Here is an 18,351-nt window from a genome sequence, read left to right on the forward strand (position 1 = left end):
TACAGTTGATTAATCCGTGTATTAGATCTCGGGGTTACGATGAAACTTCGCAACCCGGCACTGCGGTCGGGATTCTGAACTATCGTGACGCGCGTGACTGCGCGCAGCGACGAGTTTCCCTTGGACGTCGACCTCATGTCGGTGGGGCAACTCGAGCGGAGACGACGACTGACCACGGCGGTGGTCGAGATGCTGGCCGAGATGCCGTCGGATCGAATCCAGATGAAAGACGTCTCGGAGCGTTCAGGCGTCGCACTCGGAACGCTGTATCGCTACTTTCCGACCAAACAGCAACTTCTGGCTGCGGCGATGACGGCGTGGAGCGGTCTCGAATCGGTCCGTCGTCCTGAGAAGTTGCGGGCAGACGGTGGCGAGAACAACGCGTACGAGCGGGTTCTGGCACTTCATCGCCGCGAGTTGAAGGCATTCGAGCGTAGGCCCTACTTCGCTCGGTTGGAGATCGAACTCCATTCGTCCTCGGATCAGTTCGTGATCGAGTCGTTGGATCTGCGCGCAGCGGCACATCGGAGAATGCTGTTCGAGTTGATGGACGGCGTCCCGGCCGAGACGGCGAGGGTTGCGGCCGTGGCAATAGGCGGCACGATGTTGACGGCCCTTGCGCTGTGGACCAGTGGCCGGCTCGGATTCGCAGAGGCCCAGCGGAACGTCGAAGACGTCATCGGACTGGTAATTCGCTGAACGGTTGCAACCTAGAATTCAGTTCTTGTTTCTGCTGTCATGAACGCGAATTATCGCTTCGGCTTTGTGAAAACGAAGACGCAGGACGAGACCTTACCTAGAATTCACTTACAAATATGTCGGGGTGTCCGATCCAGGGATCGACGTATCCGTGAACTGTGAAAGTGAGTCGCAATGAAGCGCTCGTACCGAGTCCGCGCTCGAATCTGGATGGTTGTCCTGGCGTCGGCGACGCTGGTGGTGACGGGGTGCGCCGGTAGTAGCCAAGGTACGACCACGGATGCATCGGACGTGACGGTCGGAGTTGTCGGTGACCAGAACAACGGGGGAGAGCCGCGCTCGGGTGGCACCGTGTCGTTTGCCACCTACAACGGGATCAGTAGCCTCGATCCGGCTGACCGTCAGGACGGCGGCGCTACCGGTGGTAGCGAAATGGCAGCCATCTACGACCTTCTCATGCGCTTCGATACGGCGGCGGGCGAATACGTCCCCCACTTGGCGCAGTCCTTGTCGGCCAACGGCGACAACACGGTGTGGACACTGAAATTGCGCGACGGCGTCACCTTCAGCGACGGCACTCCGATGGACAGTGCGGCAGTCCTGTGGAGCATCGATCACTATCTGCAGAAGAAGGGAACTCACGCGCTGGTGTGGAAGACCGCTGTGCGCGAGACGAATTTACCGGATCCGAGTACGGTCGTCTTTACATTGGCGCAGCCGTGGGACGAGTTCCCGATCATGTTCACCACCGGTCCCGGCATGATCGTCGCGCCCTCGTCGATGGCTACCGGCACGTTCACCCCGATCGGGGCAGGCCCGTTCACCGTCGAGAAGTTCGCCTCCCAGGACGAATTGGTGCTCGCTGCCCGTCCGACGTACTGGGACGGGGCGCCGTACCTCGAGAAGTTGCGCTTTCCCGCAATCGTCAACGAGAAGAGCAAACTGGAAGGATTGCACACCGACGGAATCCAGGTTGCCTATCTGAAGTCTCCCGACTTCATTCACGAGGCTTTCGAAGCCGGTGATCCCGGATTTGTGTACTCGGCCAGCATGGCCGGAGTTCTGGCAATCAATCAGCGCGACGATCGGGCAGCGAAGGACGAGCGCGTGCGTAAGGCGATTGTCGCTGCGGTGGACCCGAATACGTTCAACGAGCGAGTTCAGGGCGGCTTCGGCGAACCCGGCACCGACATGTTCGCGTCGTGGTCGCAGTGGCACGGATCGGTGGCCGGGAACGGCTTCGACCCCGAGGCGGCCAAGAAGTATCTCGCCGAGGCGAAGGCGGACGGTTACGACGGAAAACTGACGTACGTCGGGATGAACGATCCGGCGACGCAGCGCAGCGCACTGACGTTTCAGTCGCTCTTGCAGGCAGTGGGTTTCACGGTCGACATCACCTACGCAACCAGCATCAACGATCTGATTTCCATGCTGTACGCAAAGCATGACTACGACGTGTCCTACTTCGCGTTCAACGTGCTGGAAGAGTCACCGTTCGTGCGTATGTACGGCAACCTGTTCAGCGAATCGCCGTCGAACATCCTCGGTTACAAGAACGCTCGGATGGACGAGTTGCTCGGCAAGCTGCAAACAGCGTCGGGCGAGGATGAGCGGCGAGCCGTCATCGACGATATTCAGACCGTGGTCAACGAGACGGCGCCGATGGCCGTGGTCAACTCCGGCAAGGTCTTCATCCCGTGGCGCGAGAACGTCCACGGAGTGACCCCGAGTGCGGACGGGATTCTGCTCTTCGGCAACACGTGGTTGAGCTGACCCCCGTGCGCCTTTTTGGTAGTGCCCACTACCAAAAAGGCGCACAGGGGCTTTGCCCCTATAGCTCCGCTCGTACCAACTTCGCGGCTTCGACGAGGTTACGCAGTGACGCCTCGACCTCGACGGAACCGCGGGTCTTCAAACCGCAGTCCGGGTTGACCCACAACCGCTCGACAGGAACAGCTTTGAGTGCCTCACGCAGGGATTCGGCAATCTCGTCGACGCTCGGCACCCGCGGCGAGTGGATGTCGTAGACACCCGGCCCGACGCCGAGGTCGAACCCGACCGAACTGAGATCGTCGAGGACCTCCATGTGTGAGCGCGCCGCCTCGATGGACGTGACGTCCGCGTCGAGGCCGGCGATGGCGCCGATCACCGCTCCGAACTCGGAGTAGCACAGGTGCGTGTGGATCGCGGTGGAATCCGCGACGCCCGAGGTAGCCAACCGGAAGGCGCCGACCGACCAGTCCAGGTAGGCGCGCTGATCCTCGGCACGCAGTGGGAGTAGTTCTCGTAGAGCGGGTTCGTCAACCTGGATGATTCCGATTCCGGCGGCCTGCAGGTCGACGGTCTCGTCTCGAATGGCCAGTGCGACTTGATTTGCCGAGTCGGCGAGGGGTTGGTCGTCGCGGACGAACGACCAGGCCAGAATGGTGACGGGTCCGGTGAGCATGCCCTTGACCGGCTTGTCGGTCAGGGACTGCGCGTACGTGATCCAGTCGACGGTCATCTGCTTCGGGCGGGAGACGTCGCCGTACAGAATCGGCGGACGCACGCAGCGGGTGCCGTACGACTGGACCCAACCGTTGGCGGTGGCGAAGAATCCGTCCAACTGCTCCGCGAAGTACTGGACCATGTCGTTGCGTTCCGGCTCACCGTGAACAAGAACGTCCAGGTCCAGCTTTTCCTGGAGCGCAACAACTTCGGCAATTTCGGCGCGCATACGGTTGACGTACTCGGCTTCGTCGATCTCGCCCTTGCGCAGTGCTGCGCGAGCGATGCGGATCTTCGAGGTTTGCGGGTACGAACCGATTGTCGTCGTGGGCAGCGGCGGCAGAGAAAGCAGTTCGTCCTGGGCAGCGCGACGTTCGGCGGCGGGCGCGCGACCGGTCGCCGAGTTCAGCACGGCGGCCAGGCGTCCCCGAACACTCGCATCATTGAGTCTGCGATCGTCCTTGCGGGTCGACGCGGCCGCTCGTGCCAGAGCGAACTCGTCCTCCACCGACTCTCGGCCCTGTGTGAGAGCGGTTGCGAGAGTTACTACTTCCTTGACCTTCTCGGTGCCGAACGCGAGCCACGAGCGCAGGGCCTTGTCGACATCGGCCTCTGCGTCGAGAGTGTACGGACCGTGCAGCAGGGAGCACGATGTGGAGACGGCAAGAGTATCCACGCTGCCCAACAGAGCACCCAACGTGCTCAGTGCCGAATCCAGATCCGACCGCCAGATGTTTCGTCCGTCGACCACACCGGCGACGACCAGTTTGCGGGCGAGTTCGGGGACGGAGCCGATCGAATCCTGACCGGCCACCAGGTCGACGGCAAATCCTTCGACGCTGGTGGACGCAAGCGCGGGCAGCGCCTCACGCAGCGAACCGAAGTACGACGCCAACAGGATCGACGGCCGCTCGGACAGCGCTGAAAGCTGTTCGTACGCAGCGCGTGCCGCTTCGATTTCCTCGTCGGTGCGATCGCCCACGAGGGCCGGTTCGTCGAGCTGAACCCAGCTCGCACCGGCCTTCGCGAGCTGACCGAGTAGATCCGCGTAGAGGGGGAGTAGTTCTTCGAGTCGCGAGAGCAGCGGCTCGTCAGTGCCGACAGCCTTCGAGAGCAGCAGGAAGGTGACCGGTCCGATGACGACCGGGCGGGCTGCAATGCCGTCGGAAAGTGCTTCTGCCAGTTCGGACAAGACCTTGGACGGGTCGAGTGCGAACGTGGTGGACGGCGAGATCTCCGGCACCAGGTAGTGGTAGTTGGTGTCGAACCACTTCGTCATTTCGAGCGGCGCGATGGTGTCCGTCCCACGGGCAGCGGCAAAGTAGCGGTCCAACGGATCGGCGACCGACGCGACGCGGTCGGGCAGCGCGCCGAGAAGAACTGCGGTGTCGAGCATCTGGTCGTAGAAGGAGAAGGTATTGACCGGGACGGAGTCGAGGCCCAGGTCACGGAGGTCGGCCAAGCCCTGCCGACGGAGGTCACGGGCGACAGCCTGCAGGGCGTCGGCGTCGATGCGCCCTGCCCAGTAGCTTTCGGTTGCCCGCTTGAGTTCTCGATGAGGACCGATGCGCGGTGAGCCCAGCACGGTCGAAGTGAATGTTGTTGTCACGGAGTTTCTCCAGATTGCCAATGCACTGATGGCCACTGCCGGCAGACGGGTACACCTCACGAGACCCCGAGTTTCAGCGGGCAGCACTGCCCGCACCGCACACGAGGTCCGATGGAGATCTACACGCCCATTCCACGAGGCGGTGGACCGTCGGGCACGGCGTGCCCGACACAGTCGGCAGGTCTTCGGACTCGCGGGCACTCGATCGAGTTGGATCGAACCTACTGGCCGTCGCTTCCCAGGCGGATGCCCAGTGCACATGAACGGCGGTCGTTCCTGCTTACCGCTGCGGGACAGTCCCGGATTTTCACCGGGTTCCCTCTCACCCCGACAGCTTGCGCTGACGGAGCTTCGACGCCGGGACCGGTCTTCGGGGCTCCTCATGACCGTGCCGGGCGAACCAGCTGCATCGACCAGCATAAGGCCAACCCTCCCTGAGCAGTCAAGGAGAGTCGGCGAAGGGCGCTATGCGCGTGACATGTAGGAATTCGAGTCCGGTGGTACGCGCGGAAGATTTTCGGAGGAACGTAGATTCTCCGCCATTTCGACAAGCAGATCCTGTGAAGACGGTGAGAGGTCGACGACACGGGAGGTGAGGTTCCGCAGGCGCACGTTGTGCAGCTGTTCGAGGAGGGAGAGGTCTGCCTCGCCACCTGAGATCGCGGGCGGAGTGTGATCGGACGGGGCGTAGAAGTAGTCCGGATGGACCTTGAAGAAGTGGGCGAGGGCGGCAACCACTTCGGGTGACGGATTGGTTCGGACGCCGGTGCGCAGTTGCGACAGGTACGGCGTCGAGATACGGCAGCCGAACTCGGTCATGCCGCGAACGACCATCGCGTTGGTGACGTGAAAGTCGGCAGTCTCGAACAGCGAGTTCAAGCGATCGTTGAACTGGTTCGACATGAGACGTCCCTTCCCCCGCTACGCACAGGCTCCGTCGGTTCAATTAACTGCATCATAGCCAGTTATCGAACGATTAGCTGTTTCAGATTCTCGCGAAGCGGTCGTTTGCAGGGAAAATCCCTAGGGTAGAAGGTCCCTACTTTGAGTGATCTGGACAAATCGCCATCACGAATCGAACGGCGAACTATTTGCCGGGGAAGGCTATTCCAGACGCGCGGATCAGAGCCAGCCGTTCGACTCGGCGATTCTGACGGCTTCCGCGCGCGTCGACGCACCCGTCTTACCCATCGCGGATGACAGATGATTTCGAACTGTCCCTGCGGACAGGAAGAGCGCCCCTGCGATGGCTGCCACGGGTGCGCCGTCGTGAGCGGCGCGCAGTACTTGGGTCTCACGCTCCGTCAGGGGCGACTCGCCGCTGACGAGGCTGTCGGCCGCAAGGGTGGGATCGACGACGCGCAGTCCGGCGTGGACACGCCTGACCGCGTCGGCAAGCTGCCTGGCGGGGGTGTCCTTGACGACGAACCCGCCGGCCCCGGCGTGCAGGGCTTTACGAAGAAATCCGGGACGGCCGAACGTGGTGACGATCAGAACCCGGGTGTCGGGTGCTGCCTCGCGAAGGGCCGCCGTCGCGGCGATTCCGTCCATGCCGGGCATCTCGACGTCCAGAAGCGCGACGTCCGGGCGGTGTTCGAGAACGGCGGACACCACCTCGTCGCCGCGACCGACCTCGGCCACCACGGACAGGTCGGATTCCAGATCGAGCAGCGCGGCCAAAGCTCCTCGCACGAGCGCCTGATCGTCCGCCAAGAGCAGCCGTATGGTTGCTCGATCGCCCTGGCTGTTCACTCTGTCTCCTGTTCGACTACCTGAAGTGCAAACCCCTGCGGCTGGGGATGAGTGATGATCACTCGTGCGCCCGACGCTCCGGCGCGCTCGCGCAATCCGATCAGACCGTTTCCGGAAGACGTCGACTCGGCCCCTCGTCCGTCGTCGACGACCGACGCACTATTTTCGTCGACCGTGATCCGGCAGTGGGTCGCACCGCTGTGTCGAACGACGTTGGTGACGCCCTCACGGATCGTCCATGCAAAGAGTTCCCGAAGACGCGTGGGAACCATGTCGGTACTGCTCGGCACCTCGTCCTCGATACCAGCCGCACGCAATGCCTCTCGCGCTCGGGCTATCTCGACGGGAAGAGAAATCCCACGAAATCCTTCGACGGCCGAGCGCACGTCCGCCAGCGCGTCACGCGAAAGTCTTTCGAGGTCGTCGAGTTCGTTGCGCGCACGTTCGATATCGACATCGAGTAGGCGATTGGCCAGTTCGGCTTTGATCGTGATGACGGTCAGCGAGTGCCCGAGGATGTCGTGCAGATCGCGCGCCATCCTCGTTCGCTCCTCCATGATTGCCCGCTGCTCCTGCTCTTCGCGTTCATGGAGTATGGCGAAGTTGCGGCTGATCAGGGACATGATTCCCCAGGTCGCGAACGCGGCCGCGCAGACTCCGAGTGAGAGTCCGGAGTAGTTTCCCCATCCGGACGAGAGGCTGACTATCTCCACGGAGGCCGCGAACACCAAAGCGAGAATGCCGCCGGCGACGGTCGGCAACAGCGTCACCGCTGTCACCGCGAGATACGGTGCTGCTGTCAAACCTGTCGGCCCGACGCTCACGATCATCACAGCGGCCAACGCGGTCAAGGCGGACAGAGCCAGTGCAGCTTCGCGAATCGTCGGCCGAGTCATCGTCATTCGACGCCGCTGCTGCGTTGTGGCGAAGGTGTAGAGGTAGAGGGCACTGAAGGCGATCGTCGCGAGAATCCCTGTCCAGCCGCGCAGTTCGTCGCGTAGATTCCATCCCTCGATCAGCGGCCCGCCGAGAAATACCATCCAGACCGCCGCGAAGAGAACGCCGAAACGATTCCGCCGCGGGAGCGCGACGGAATCTTCTCGGTCAGTCGTTTGCGACAACTACACACGCTCCGTATCTCGTTGGAACCGCCAGATCGCTCCGCCGGCGAAGATGGCGAACCACACCAGGATATTGACGATCCAGGTCCAGTGAATGCTATTGGCCGTCAACGGTGCATGGGCGAGGGCGTTGATGCCGAACATCGGGGTGAACTGTGCGATGGTCGCCCATACGGAACCGTCGGTGAGTGGTACGAAGAGTCCGCCGCCGAATGCGAGCAGAGCCAGTCCCGGTCCGAGCAACTGCATGACGTTCTCACTGGGGAGTAGGTACCCCATGAACAGGCCGAAGGCCGCGAAGATCGACGATCCCAGCCAGGCGATCAATGCCGTTGTGAACCAGAGTGATCCGTCCATCTGCGCTGAGGTGAACGCGCCGACGACGTAGACCACGAGAATCGAGACGAGACCGAGCAGCATCGCCATGATCAGTTTGACGGCGATGTAGGCGACCGGGGTCAGGGGAGTCAGCCGAAGTTGTCGGCTCCACCCGGACGCTCGTTCGATCGAGACCATCGCGCCGCCGCTGGTGGTGGCCAGCATCGCGCCGTACAGGGCCATGCTGATCATGATGTACGCGGCGACATTGCCGTGCCCGATCCCGTGGTCGTCGTCGCCTTGACCGAGACCGAAGACGAGGAAGAAGACAACCGGCATGACGAGCGTGAAGATCATCGTGCGCCGGTTGCGAGTCAGGCGACGAAATTCCAGTCGCAGTAGCGTCGTGTTGAATCCGCCGAGAGGTACGACGGTTCGCTCGGCTCCGTAGGTGTTCGCTTCGGTTGCAGTGGTCATCACTTCTGTCCTTCGGAGTTGTTCGACGTGAGTGCGATGAATGCGTCTTCGAGGCCACGCGAGACGATTTCGAGATCGCGAGCCTGCGTATTGGTCAACAGGAACCGTGCAACGGCATCGGTGTCACCCGAGTGCACGAGCAGCGACTCACCGCGCACCTCGACGGCGTCGGAGTTCGGTATGGCTCGCAGGAGTTCGTCGGTGATGCCTGGAACAGTCGCGCGCAGGGTGCGTCCGGACGCCATCGCCTTGACCTCGGCGGTGGTCCCGTCTGCGACCACGGTGCCTTGCCTGACCAGGATGATGCGGTCGGCGTAGACATCGGCCTCTTCGAGGTAGTGCGTCGCAAAAAGCACAGTGCGACCGTGATCTGCGTCGGCGCGGATGGCGGACCAAAAGTCCCGACGCCCTTCGACGTCCATGCCGGTGGTGGGCTCGTCGAGAATGAGCAATTGCGGGTTCGACAGCAACGCCATCGCAAATCGCAACCGCTGTTGTTGTCCGCCTGAGCATTTGCTGACCAGGCGATCGGAGATGTCGAGGATTCCGGCTCTCCCCAGCACTTCGTCGACCGGACGGGATTGGGAGTACAGGCTGGCGGTCAGCTGCACAGTCTCGGCAACCGTCAGCTCTTTCAGTAGTCCGCCGGTCTGCATGACTGCCGAGACGAGTCCGCGGGCAATCGCCGATCGAGGTGACATTCCGAAGACGCTCACCTCGCCTGACGTCGGCCGGGACAGGCCGAGGATCATGTCGATGGTTGTCGTCTTGCCTGCGCCGTTCGGGCCGAGGAACGCGACGATCTCGCCGGGGCGGATGCTCAGGTCGATACCTTTGACGGCGTCGACGGTTCCGAAACTCTTGCGAAGTCCGGTCAACCGGACGGCGTCGTGTGCCGATCCTTCAGTGCGTGTATGCAGTGCCTGTGGTGAATGCCGTGCCTGTGTTGAGGTCATACATAGAATCTGCTCGCTTCGAGGTCGTGATCCCTCGTCTGTCCGTCATTCTTCTGCCATGACATTTGTCATCGGGTCGGCCGGTATCTGTTTCGGTGCAACCTGGCCGAGGCGCGCGAGGACCAACCCCGCGATGATTGCTGCGCCACCTACAGCTTGGAGTGCGGTGACGGATTCCCCGACCAGGATCCACGCGGCGACGACCGCGCACAGCACTTCGGTCAGCGCTACCAGAGACCCGATTGTCGGCCCCAGCAGCGTGATCGCGGCGATGCCGGTGAGATAGGCAATGACGGTGCTGACCAGGACCAGGACCACCACCGGCAGCCACACGTTCACCGAATGGTCTGCCACGACTGCGTTCGAGGCCGAGAACTGGAGGGGGAGGACGCCTACGAGTCCGAGCGCGCCGATGACCACTGCACTGACCGTGAGCCCCGATGCCGCGAGAACAACTGGATGGAGATCACCGTCCGCACGTTCGGAAATGACGAAATAGACTGCAAGGCATGCCGCGGCGGCCAGTCCCCAGGCGACTCCGACGGCACTGATCTCTGCCGATCCGAAGACGTCGATCACCACGGCGGCGCCGATCAAGGCCACCGCCGCACCGAGAAGCGTCTGCACGCTCGGACGTGCGCCCTTGGTTATCCACACCCACCCGATGACGATGATCGGTGCAAGGTACTCGAGAAGCAATGCGACGCCGACCGAAAGATGTTGCACGGCATTGAAGAAGCACAGTTGAACGCCCGAGATCGCGAACACCCCGTACAGCAGTACCGTTCGCGTGTGGGTGCTCACCTGTCGTAGGCGAGGCCATTGGGTGGCTACGGCGATCACCATCATCACCAGTGCGCCGCCGGCAACGCGCGCGAACACTGCGCCGCCGGGGGACCACCCTGATTCGATGAGAGATTTCGCGAACGGGCCCGATACGCCGAACGTTGCCGCGGACAGCAGAGCGAAGATCAAGCCGTTGCGAGAGTTCACGTCGTCACCCGTCAGGAGTAAAAGCGATTACGATGCTGACATTAGGTTGATACGGCTCAGGAGTCAAAGTGCATTTTGCTGGTGACACGGAATCGGCGCTCGTCTTCGCCGCGTCGTTGGTCAACACGGCCCGCGGCGGGGCCGAACTGCTTCCGGATCAAGAGGAGCTGACACGGTTTCTCGACGCGGATCGCTGGACCGGCAGGCGGGACGGCACACCGGAGGAATTGACGGCGGTTCGTGCGCTGCGTCCACGACTGCGAAAGTTCTGGGAAGCCGCGGGAGTGGACGACGCCGTCGAGGTGGTGAACACACTGCTACTCGAATCGGGCGCGAGGCCGCGGCTCACCAGGCACGACGACCTCGGCTGGCACCTGCACGTCACCGCTGACGATTCGCCACTGGTGGACCGGATGGCCGCAGAAGCGGCGATGGGTGTGCTCGATCTGATCCGAACCGACGAATTCTCGAGGTTGCGATGGTGCGAGGCCCCGGACTGCGAAGCGGTCTTCGTGGATTTGTCGCGCAATCGTTCGAAGCGATACTGCGACACCGGGAACTGTGGGAACAGGGCGCACGTCGCCGCCTATCGTGCCCGTAAATCCGGGGCGTGACCAAGCGGCGTTCGGAGGGATAGAACCAGGCTGAGTGAATACCTTGTCGGGAGCCAGGATCGGTCTAGCGTTGTGAATTCGGAACAGATTTCGCGAAGCCAGGAGGATGGTCGGTGGCCGATCGTAGGCGTCCACTCAAGACGGTGACCGGTGTCAGCGGGGCGGTGAGTATCTACGACGCCGCGATCGATCCGACGACTTCGACGGTCGCGTCCGCGATCGACGTCGCAAAGACGGCCGAGGCGAACAAGATCGACGGACTGTTTGCCGCCGACCTGCTGAGTTTCGGTGCGCAGGGCGCGATCGGTGCGCAGGAGCCGTTGATCTTCCTTGCCGCGCTGAGTGCGGTCACCACCCATGTGGGGCTCATCGCCACCGTCACGACGACGTTTCATCACCCATTCAACCTGGCACGGTTGTTCGGCACCCTGGACCACGTCAGCAATGGTCGAGCCGCATGGAATGCCGTCACTTCCTCACTCGGAGAAGAGAACTACAGCGACCTGGACCTGCCGAGTCCGGAGGAGCGGTACGCCCGAGCGGCCGAATCGCTCGAGGTGGTCAACGCGCTCTTCGACAGCTGGAAGCCCGGCGCCTTGATCCGGGGAGAGGGCTCTGCGGTGCTGGATCCGTCGAGGGTGGTCCCCATCGAGCACCGAGGCAAGTACTTCACCGTGCAGGGGCCGTTGAACATTCCATCCCTGCCGCAGCGTCGTCCGGTCCAATTCCAGGCAGGCCAATCTGCCGGAGGTATCGAACTGGGTGCTCGCTTCGCCGAGGTCGTATTCACTTCTCTCGCAACCTTCGAGGACGCGGTCACCTACACGAAGACGATCCGCGCCAGGGCGGCAGAGTTGGGGCGTGGGGACGAACTGCCACTGATTTTCAGCTCGTTCCACGCAACGTACGGCGCTACCGAAGCCGAAGTCGAACGATTGGTCAGAGAAGCCGAGGAATCGACGGACTTCGACGCCGGACGCACCAGGCTTGCCGACATGTTCGGCGGTGACGTGGATTTCTCGGAATTGCCGCTGGATCGGCCGATCCCGGAGTCGTTGTTGCCGGACCCGTCGTCGGTGAATCGACGACGGGGCCGGGTCGAGATCTTCGGCAAGCTCGCATCACAAGGAAAGACTCTGCGTGAGTTGATCATCGCGTCCAAGGACACCGGCCACTGGGCAGCGGCGGGCACCCCGGAACAGCTCGCGGACGCGATCGAGGAACGATACGACGCGGGCGTACTCGACGTCATCACGCTCGGTGACCTTGCCGATCCGCGTACACGCGATTTCGTCACGAACGGGCTGCTGCCGGAGCTGCGCAAGCGCGAAATCGTGGGATCCGACTACGTCGGCGGTACCTTTCGCGAAAACCTCGAGTTGCCACCGCTGCCACCGGTTTCCGGTGTCTAGTTGTTGGAAGCGAGTGAGCGCATGAAGAACATGAGGTTGGCCGGTCTTTCCGCCAGGCGACGCATGAAGTAGCCGTACCACTGGCTGCCGTAGGGAACGTAGACCCGCAGGTGATTGCCTTCGGCTACCAATCTGCGTTGTTCGCCGTCGCGGATGCCGAAGAGCATCTGGAACTCGAAATCCGCGGCTGTCCGCTCGGTCAGTGTGGCGAGTCCGAGGGCGGCGTCGATCATGGTGGGATCGTGGGAGGCCACCATCGGGTATCCGTCACCTTCCATCAAGACCTTCAGGCAACGCACGTACGACGCGTCGACTTCGGCGGCCTTTTGGAACGCGACGCCGGCCGGTTCCTTGTATGCACCCTTGCACAGCCGAATTCGTGAACCTGATCCGGAGAAGTGCCGGCAGTCGGCCTCGGTGCGGTGTAGGTACGCCTGCAGGACCGTGCCGAGCGTCGGGAAGTCGCGGCGCAACTCTTCGACGATGGACAGTGTCGAGTCGGTGGTGGTGTGATCCTCCGCATCGACGGTGACCCACGCGCCCACTTCGTCTGCCGCTGTGACGATTCGGTGAGCGTTCGCCAGGGCGATCTTCTCGCCGTCACCGGGAAGCGACTGCCCCAACGCGGAGAGCTTGAGCGAAACCTCCAGGGAGTGTTGCGTCCCGGCAATCTCGGAAAGCGTTGCGTACGAGCGGAGAAGGGAGAGATAGGCATCGACGGTAGCTGTTGCCTGAGCCGGATCGGTGGTGTCCTCGCCGAGGTAGTCGACCGTCACGAACCGGCCACTGGTGAGGATGTCGCGCACCGCTGACATCGCTGCGGGTTCCGCGTCCCCGGCGACGAACCTGTCTACAAGCTTGCGGGTCAAGGTCATCCCGGAGACTGTCTTCTCCAGTCGCGACGAGCGTGCCGCCGCGAGGAGCACCGGGCGCAGTGGGTTGCTCAGCGAGACGGCACTCATCAACGGTTCTCGCTCTCGGCTGGATCGACGTCCTGGTGGGGGTAACGATGATCGGTGGGAGGAACGAAGGTTTCCTTGACGGTGCGTGTCGACGCCCAACGGAGCAGATTCTGCGGCGAACCGGCCTTGTCGTTGGTACCCGAAGCCCGCGCACCTCCGAAGGGTTGTTGTCCGACAACCGCTCCCGTCGGCTTGTCGTTGACGTAGAAGTTTCCGGCGGCGAACCGCAGACCATGATGAGCTTGATCGACGGCCGCACGGTCGGTGGCGATCACGGCACCGGTCAGGGCGTAAGCGGATCCGCTGTCGATACGAGCGAGGATGTCGGCGTAGGCATTCGGTGCGGAGTCGTCGTAGACGTGAAGCGAAAGGATGGGGCCGAAGTACTCGGTGCTGAAGGCCTCGTCACTGGGGTCGTCACCGAGCAGGACCGTCGGCGAGATGAAGAATCCTTCGCGGTCGTCGTAGTCGCCGCCTGCTGCGATGGTGAGGCTGCTGGTCGACTTGGCGCGGACGATCGCGGCGGCGTTTCGGTCGAACGAACGTTGGTCGATGACGGCGCCGCCGAAGTTCGTCAGGTCGGTGACGTCTCCGTACTTCAACGACGACACAGTGTCGATGAACGTGTCGCCCATCTTGGCCCACACCGACTTCGGGATGAACGCCCGTGATGCGGCCGAACATTTCTGGCCCTGGTAGTCGAAGGCCCCGCGAATCAATGCCGTCGTGAGTACGTCCGGGTCAGCGGAACTGTGTGCGAGTACAAAATCCTTGCCGCCGGTTTCGCCGACGAGACGCGGATACGTCCGGTAGTTCGAGATGTTGGCTCCGACCTCACGCCACAAACGCTGGAACGTTGCGGTGGATCCGGTGAAGTGGATACCCGCCAGTCGGGGGTCGGCAAGCGCGACCTCGGACACCAAGGGGCCGTCGCCGAGAACAAGATTGATCACCCCGGGCGGGAGGCCGGCAGCTTCGAGTAGTTGCATTGTCAGGTACGCCGCGACGGCCTGCGTGGGTGACGGCTTCCAGATCACGGTGTTGCCCATCAGAGCCGGTGCTGTGGGGAGATTTCCGGCGATGGCGGTGAAATTGAAGGGAGTGATCGCGTAGACGAAACCTTCGAGTGGACGATATTCGACGCGATTCCACACTCCCGGAGCGGAAACGGGTTGGTCGGCGAGTATCTGACGTGCGAACGCGACGTTGAAACGCCAGAAGTCGATCAGTTCGCAGGGCGCGTCGATCTCGGCCTGGTATGCGGTCTTCGACTGGCCGAGCATTGTTGCGGCGGCGATGGTTTCGCGCCACGGGCCGGAAAGTAGATCGGCGGCGCGGAGGAAGACCGCAGCGCGGTCGTCGAACGAGAGGTCGCGCCAGGCCGGGGCGGCGAGTGTGGCGGCGTCGATGGCATCACGAACGTCCGAGTGGGTTGCGCCCGCATACGATCCGAGCACCGAACTGTGACGGTGTGGTTGAACAACGCTCTCTCGCTTACCTTCCGCAGTTCGGTGGATGCCGCCGATGACCTGCCTGATGTCGGTCGGCGATTCGGCCAGTTCGGTCAGTTTCGTACGGAGGCGCGATCGTTCCGGGCTTCCCGGCGCGTAATTGTTCACCGGTTCGTTGGCTGGGTGGGGGACATTGGTAACGGCGTCCATGACGATCCTTCGGCAGACTCAGGAGTGGGCAGTTGTCGTGTCGTGAACCAGTCAAGTCGAAAGACGTCGGCGAGTAATCCGCTGAGCGGCCAAACATCGGTGTCCGTGTTTGTCCGATCGGCTGAACCGTTTTCGCAGGAAAATGCACTATTCTCGAAGTTGAGGCGTTGCGACGGTCCGGAGAGTGGGGGGTACGTGTCTATCCGTGGGGTCAGGCTCGACGCGGTCCTTCGGGCGCTGGGCGGAGCTTTTGTCGAGCTCGTCCTCGCGCCGTCAGGTGATGACGTCTTCGTCGACTCCGTGGTGTTCGCAGAGGTCGGGGACCTCACGCGCCCCAGAACCGCGGCCGTCGAATCCTCTGAGCTCTGGCTCGCTGTCGGTATCGGCGCAGCCGAATTGGCGGCCTGGCTGAACCGCCTCGATCAGAAGGGATCAGCGCCTCGGGCCGTCATGTCGAAGGAGGCCTCGGACACGTCGGTGCGTGCGGCGGCACAGCGCGCCGGGATCGCCTTGATAGCGGTCCATCCGGATGCTCGTTGGGATCGATTGTTCACGACCATCCGGGGCGTGCTCGATCATTCGGTGTCCCGACAGGATTCGGACGACATCGTATTCGGTAGTGACACAGACTTGTTCGAGCTGGCGCAGAACGTCGCCGCAATCACGCGGGGGATGGTCAGCATCGAGGACGAGCATTCCCACGTCTTGGCCTATTCGGCATCGGGAGATGCTGCGGACGAGCTACGTCGGCAATCAATCCTCGGCCGCGAAGGACCTCGCGAATACCTCCGAAAGCTACAGGAGTGGGGCGTCTTCGAGAGCCTGCGGCGAAGCGACGACGTAGTGGAGGTGCCCGCTCACGACGACCTTGCGATCAGGCGACGGTTGGTGGTTCCGATTCGGAGAATATCCGACAATGTCAAGGGGGAGAGCGGTTTCAGCTCTGATCTTCTCGGCACGATCTGGGTGCAGGAAGGCCCGGTTCCCATTGCCGGCGATGCCGACAGCGTGCTCCGCGGTGCCGCGGCCGTTGCTGCTCGGCTGATTTCGCGCATCCGAGACGCGCCGAGTAACGAGGCGATACAGATTCAGCGGTTGCTCGGGGTTCGCGGCGGCGGTGTCGACGTTCCTTCGCTCGCCGCCTCGTTGACCATCCCGATGTGCGGACCGGCGATGGTGGTCGGAGTGGCGAGTATCGGAAACGGTGGGCTGCCGTCTTCGGGCGAACTCGTGTCGTCTTTGCGACTGCACGCCAGCGCCTTTCAGCGTGAATCGCTGGTGAGTGCCGTCGGCACCCGGATCTATGTGCTGTTTCCGCGAACCCAATCCGTGAAATCCACAGTCTCGTGGACCCGCGAAGTTGTCGCGCGTTTGGACAAGGTGTCGCCTTCGGGGCTACGGGCCGCGGTCTCGTCGCCGGTTTCGACGCTTGCGGAGGTGGCCCAGGCTCGGGCCGAAGTGGATCGGGTCTTGGACGGAACGTCGGGGGATGTTCGTGTGACCACCCTCGCGGACTCGCGCACACCGGTGCTGCTGGGCGAAATCATGGACACCATTGCGGCCGACGAGCAACTGCACGATCCGAGAGTCGACGCCCTGGACGTCTACGACAGACGCAACGGGTCGAACATGCGCGAAAGCATCTCCGTTTACCTCGCACATTCGGGCGATGTCCGACGTGCATCCGAGCAGCTTCGGATTCACCCGAACACCCTCAGGTATCGGATCAAGAGGGTCGAGGAGATCACGGATACCGACCTCTCCGAGCCGTCGGCCAGGCTGTTGATGGAGATTCAGTTGGCGGCGTCTGCTCGGGCAGTGAGTTCGCCGAACCTGTCGGACCCCAGCAGTACTCTTCGCGAATGATCGACTCAGCGAAGGTGCCAGGCGCAGCGCGCGCGTATTTCGACGGCGGCGACGTCCGCGGCGTTTTCACCGAAGACGCAGTGGTTCGTGACGACGGCCGGACGTATGTCGGGATCGAAGAAATCGTGGCGTGGAAGTCCGCCGTGTCGACGGCGTTCACCTTCACCCAGAAGATCGAGTCGGTCAACACCCCAGGCTCGGCCGTTGTCGTGTCGGTGAAGGTCGAGGGTGATTTTCCCGGAAGCCCCGTCCAGTTACATCACCATTTCACTCTCGACGGTGATCGGATTTCCGCTCTCACGGTGTGCCCCTGATGCCCACCGCTGACGAACTGCTCGGGAAATCCGTCGTCGCCGATCTGGCAGGCTGTCTAGAGCGAGCCTCCGGTCACACACGCCTCGCCCTCGTTCGGGGTAGTACATCCGAATTCGACGGTATGAGTCTCGGCGAACGTACGCGCGTCGTGCGGGACGCGATGACTGCCGAACTGCCTCAGGATCTTCCGGCCTTCGCCGAGATCATCCGCCGTGCGCTTTCAGAAGAGACCTTCACCGGTTGGATGATCTGGCCGGTGACCGAAGCCGTCGCCGTCACGGCGACACGAAGTGGCTCCGAGTCGGATTTCGACGAGGGAATGGCTCTGCTTGCCGAGCTGACGTCGCGTCTGACGGCCGAATTCGCAATTCGCACATTTCTCGAAACGAACCTTGACCGTTCGCTGGCGATCGCACTCACCTGGACCGGCCATGAAGACGAACACGTCCGGCGCTTGGCGACCGAAGGCACTCGTACTCGTTTGCCCTGGGGAAGACGAGTGAAAGAATTGACGGCGCGTCCCGAGTCGACAATCGTCATTCTCGACGAGCTGTATCGGGATGATTCGGAATATGTACGACGTTCGGTCGCAAACCATCTCAACGATCTCAGTCGTGCTGACGCTGCGCTCGCAGCATCGACTGCGAAGCGTTGGCTGCAGACACCGGATGCCAACACACTGAAAATCGTCAAACATGCATTGCGGACGTTGATCAAGGCCGGCGATCCAGATGCTCTGTCCCTCTTGGGGTTCTCGCCGCCCACCGACGTCGTGGTCGAGGGGTTCGTCATCGACCGCGAAACAGTTGATGCGGGTGGAGAACTCACCTTCGGCTTCGCCGTCACGAACAATGGCAGCGAGTCCGTCACCGTCGTGATCGATTACATCGTCCACCACGTGAAGGCCAACGGGCAGACGACGCCCAAGGTCTTCAAACTGACAACACGAACGCTGGAACCCGGGGTGCCGGCCCGTATCGCGAAGAGGCATTCCTTCAAACCGATCAGCACCCGGAAGTACTACGCCGGCGAACATGCCGTCGAGGTGCAGATCAACGGCGTACGCCAGGTGCGAGGTGTATTCCGTTTGGACGCGTGAGGAGATCCGG

The 18,351-nt window shown here is 62.4% G+C and carries 16 protein-coding genes and 1 riboswitch; of the genes, 7 read left to right on the top strand and 9 right to left on the bottom strand.

The annotated features are described in order from the left end of the window. Positions 1 to 84 precede the first annotated feature (84 nt). Positions 85 to 699: a TetR/AcrR family transcriptional regulator gene (locus ASU23_RS09480; protein ID WP_058037791.1), complete on the top strand. Its 615-nt coding sequence runs from the start codon at positions 85 to 87 to the stop codon at positions 697 to 699. A 174-nt stretch (positions 700 to 873) separates the two neighbouring features. Continuing rightward, the gene (locus ASU23_RS09485) at positions 874 to 2,472 is read left to right on the top strand and encodes an ABC transporter substrate-binding protein (RefSeq protein WP_058037792.1); all 1,599 of its coding nucleotides are present in this window, start codon (positions 874 to 876) and stop codon (positions 2,470 to 2,472) included. Between the two features lie 58 nt (positions 2,473 to 2,530). Here ASU23_RS09485 and metE read toward each other — a convergent pair whose 3' ends face one another. The 7 genes from metE to ASU23_RS09520 form a co-directional block, all read right to left on the bottom strand. Next, positions 2,531 to 4,795, bottom strand: coding sequence for a 5-methyltetrahydropteroyltriglutamate--homocysteine S-methyltransferase (gene metE / locus ASU23_RS09490; RefSeq protein ID WP_058037905.1), 2,265 nt, complete (start codon positions 4,793 to 4,795; stop codon positions 2,531 to 2,533). Positions 4,796 to 4,953: 158 nt separating this feature from the next. Then, positions 4,954 to 5,155: riboswitch (cobalamin riboswitch) on the bottom strand. Positions 5,156 to 5,260: 105 nt separating this feature from the next. Next, complete coding sequence (locus ASU23_RS09495; protein WP_003940179.1) at positions 5,261 to 5,698, bottom strand: helix-turn-helix domain-containing protein; 438 nt, start codon at positions 5,696 to 5,698, stop codon at positions 5,261 to 5,263. 219 nt (positions 5,699 to 5,917) lie between these two features. Further along, positions 5,918 to 6,547 (bottom strand): response regulator transcription factor, encoded by a 630-nt coding sequence (locus tag ASU23_RS09500; protein WP_003940330.1) that lies wholly within the window; start codon positions 6,545 to 6,547, stop codon positions 5,918 to 5,920. Then, the gene (locus ASU23_RS09505; RefSeq protein ID WP_003940336.1) at positions 6,544 to 7,668 is read right to left on the bottom strand and encodes a sensor histidine kinase; all 1,125 of its coding nucleotides are present in this window, start codon (positions 7,666 to 7,668) and stop codon (positions 6,544 to 6,546) included. Before ASU23_RS09505 ends, ASU23_RS09500 begins: the two co-directional genes overlap by 4 nt. Continuing rightward, the gene (locus ASU23_RS09510) at positions 7,669 to 8,463 is read right to left on the bottom strand and encodes an ABC transporter permease (protein WP_037128538.1); all 795 of its coding nucleotides are present in this window, start codon (positions 8,461 to 8,463) and stop codon (positions 7,669 to 7,671) included. Further along, on the bottom strand, positions 8,463 to 9,419 hold the full coding sequence (locus tag ASU23_RS09515; RefSeq protein WP_042921758.1) for an ABC transporter ATP-binding protein: 957 nt from the start codon (positions 9,417 to 9,419) through the stop codon (positions 8,463 to 8,465). Before ASU23_RS09515 ends, ASU23_RS09510 begins: the two co-directional genes overlap by 1 nt. 45 nt (positions 9,420 to 9,464) lie before the next feature. Continuing rightward, on the bottom strand, positions 9,465 to 10,412 hold the full coding sequence (locus ASU23_RS09520; protein ID WP_003940332.1) for a DMT family transporter: 948 nt from the start codon (positions 10,410 to 10,412) through the stop codon (positions 9,465 to 9,467). Positions 10,413 to 10,480: 68 nt separating this feature from the next. Here ASU23_RS09520 and ASU23_RS09525 point away from each other — a divergent pair, with 68 nt between their 5' ends. Continuing rightward, positions 10,481 to 11,026 (top strand): CGNR zinc finger domain-containing protein, encoded by a 546-nt coding sequence (locus tag ASU23_RS09525; protein WP_003939872.1) that lies wholly within the window; start codon positions 10,481 to 10,483, stop codon positions 11,024 to 11,026. Between the two features lie 113 nt (positions 11,027 to 11,139). After that, entirely contained in the window at positions 11,140 to 12,438 is a 1,299-nt protein-coding gene (locus ASU23_RS09530) for an NtaA/DmoA family FMN-dependent monooxygenase (RefSeq protein ID WP_058037793.1), read from the top strand. Here the strand turns inward: ASU23_RS09530 and ASU23_RS09535 are convergent. Both ASU23_RS09535 and pruA read right to left on the bottom strand, forming a co-directional pair. Next, a complete protein-coding gene (locus ASU23_RS09535) occupies positions 12,435 to 13,400 on the bottom strand; it encodes a proline dehydrogenase family protein (protein WP_003940479.1) in 966 nt (321 codons plus the stop codon). The two genes, ASU23_RS09530 and ASU23_RS09535, sit on opposite strands and share 4 nt — an antisense overlap. Next, positions 13,400 to 15,061, bottom strand: a complete 1,662-nt coding sequence (gene pruA, locus ASU23_RS09540) for an L-glutamate gamma-semialdehyde dehydrogenase (RefSeq protein ID WP_058037794.1) — start codon at positions 15,059 to 15,061, stop codon at positions 13,400 to 13,402. Before pruA ends, ASU23_RS09535 begins: the two co-directional genes overlap by 1 nt. Positions 15,062 to 15,256: 195 nt before the next feature. On the opposite strand from pruA, the gene ASU23_RS09545 reads away from it, so the two are divergent. Genes ASU23_RS09545 through ASU23_RS09555 form a run of 3 tightly spaced genes read left to right on the top strand, consistent with a single transcriptional unit; the run spans position 15,257 to position 18,341 of the window. Continuing rightward, entirely contained in the window at positions 15,257 to 16,927 is a 1,671-nt protein-coding gene (locus tag ASU23_RS09545) for a CdaR family transcriptional regulator (protein WP_058037795.1), read from the top strand. Next, complete coding sequence (locus tag ASU23_RS09550; RefSeq protein ID WP_007733586.1) at positions 16,924 to 17,241, top strand: nuclear transport factor 2 family protein; 318 nt, start codon at positions 16,924 to 16,926, stop codon at positions 17,239 to 17,241. The genes ASU23_RS09545 and ASU23_RS09550 overlap by 4 nt, the downstream gene beginning before the upstream one ends. Further along, on the top strand, positions 17,241 to 18,341 hold the full coding sequence (locus tag ASU23_RS09555) for a hypothetical protein (RefSeq protein ID WP_058037796.1): 1,101 nt from the start codon (positions 17,241 to 17,243) through the stop codon (positions 18,339 to 18,341). The genes ASU23_RS09550 and ASU23_RS09555 overlap by 1 nt, the downstream gene beginning before the upstream one ends. Positions 18,342 to 18,351 lie beyond the last annotated feature (10 nt).

Source organism: Rhodococcus sp. KB6 (assembly GCF_001445685.1).
In the GTDB taxonomy this organism is placed as follows: domain Bacteria; phylum Actinomycetota; class Actinomycetes; order Mycobacteriales; family Mycobacteriaceae; genus Rhodococcus_F; species Rhodococcus_F qingshengii.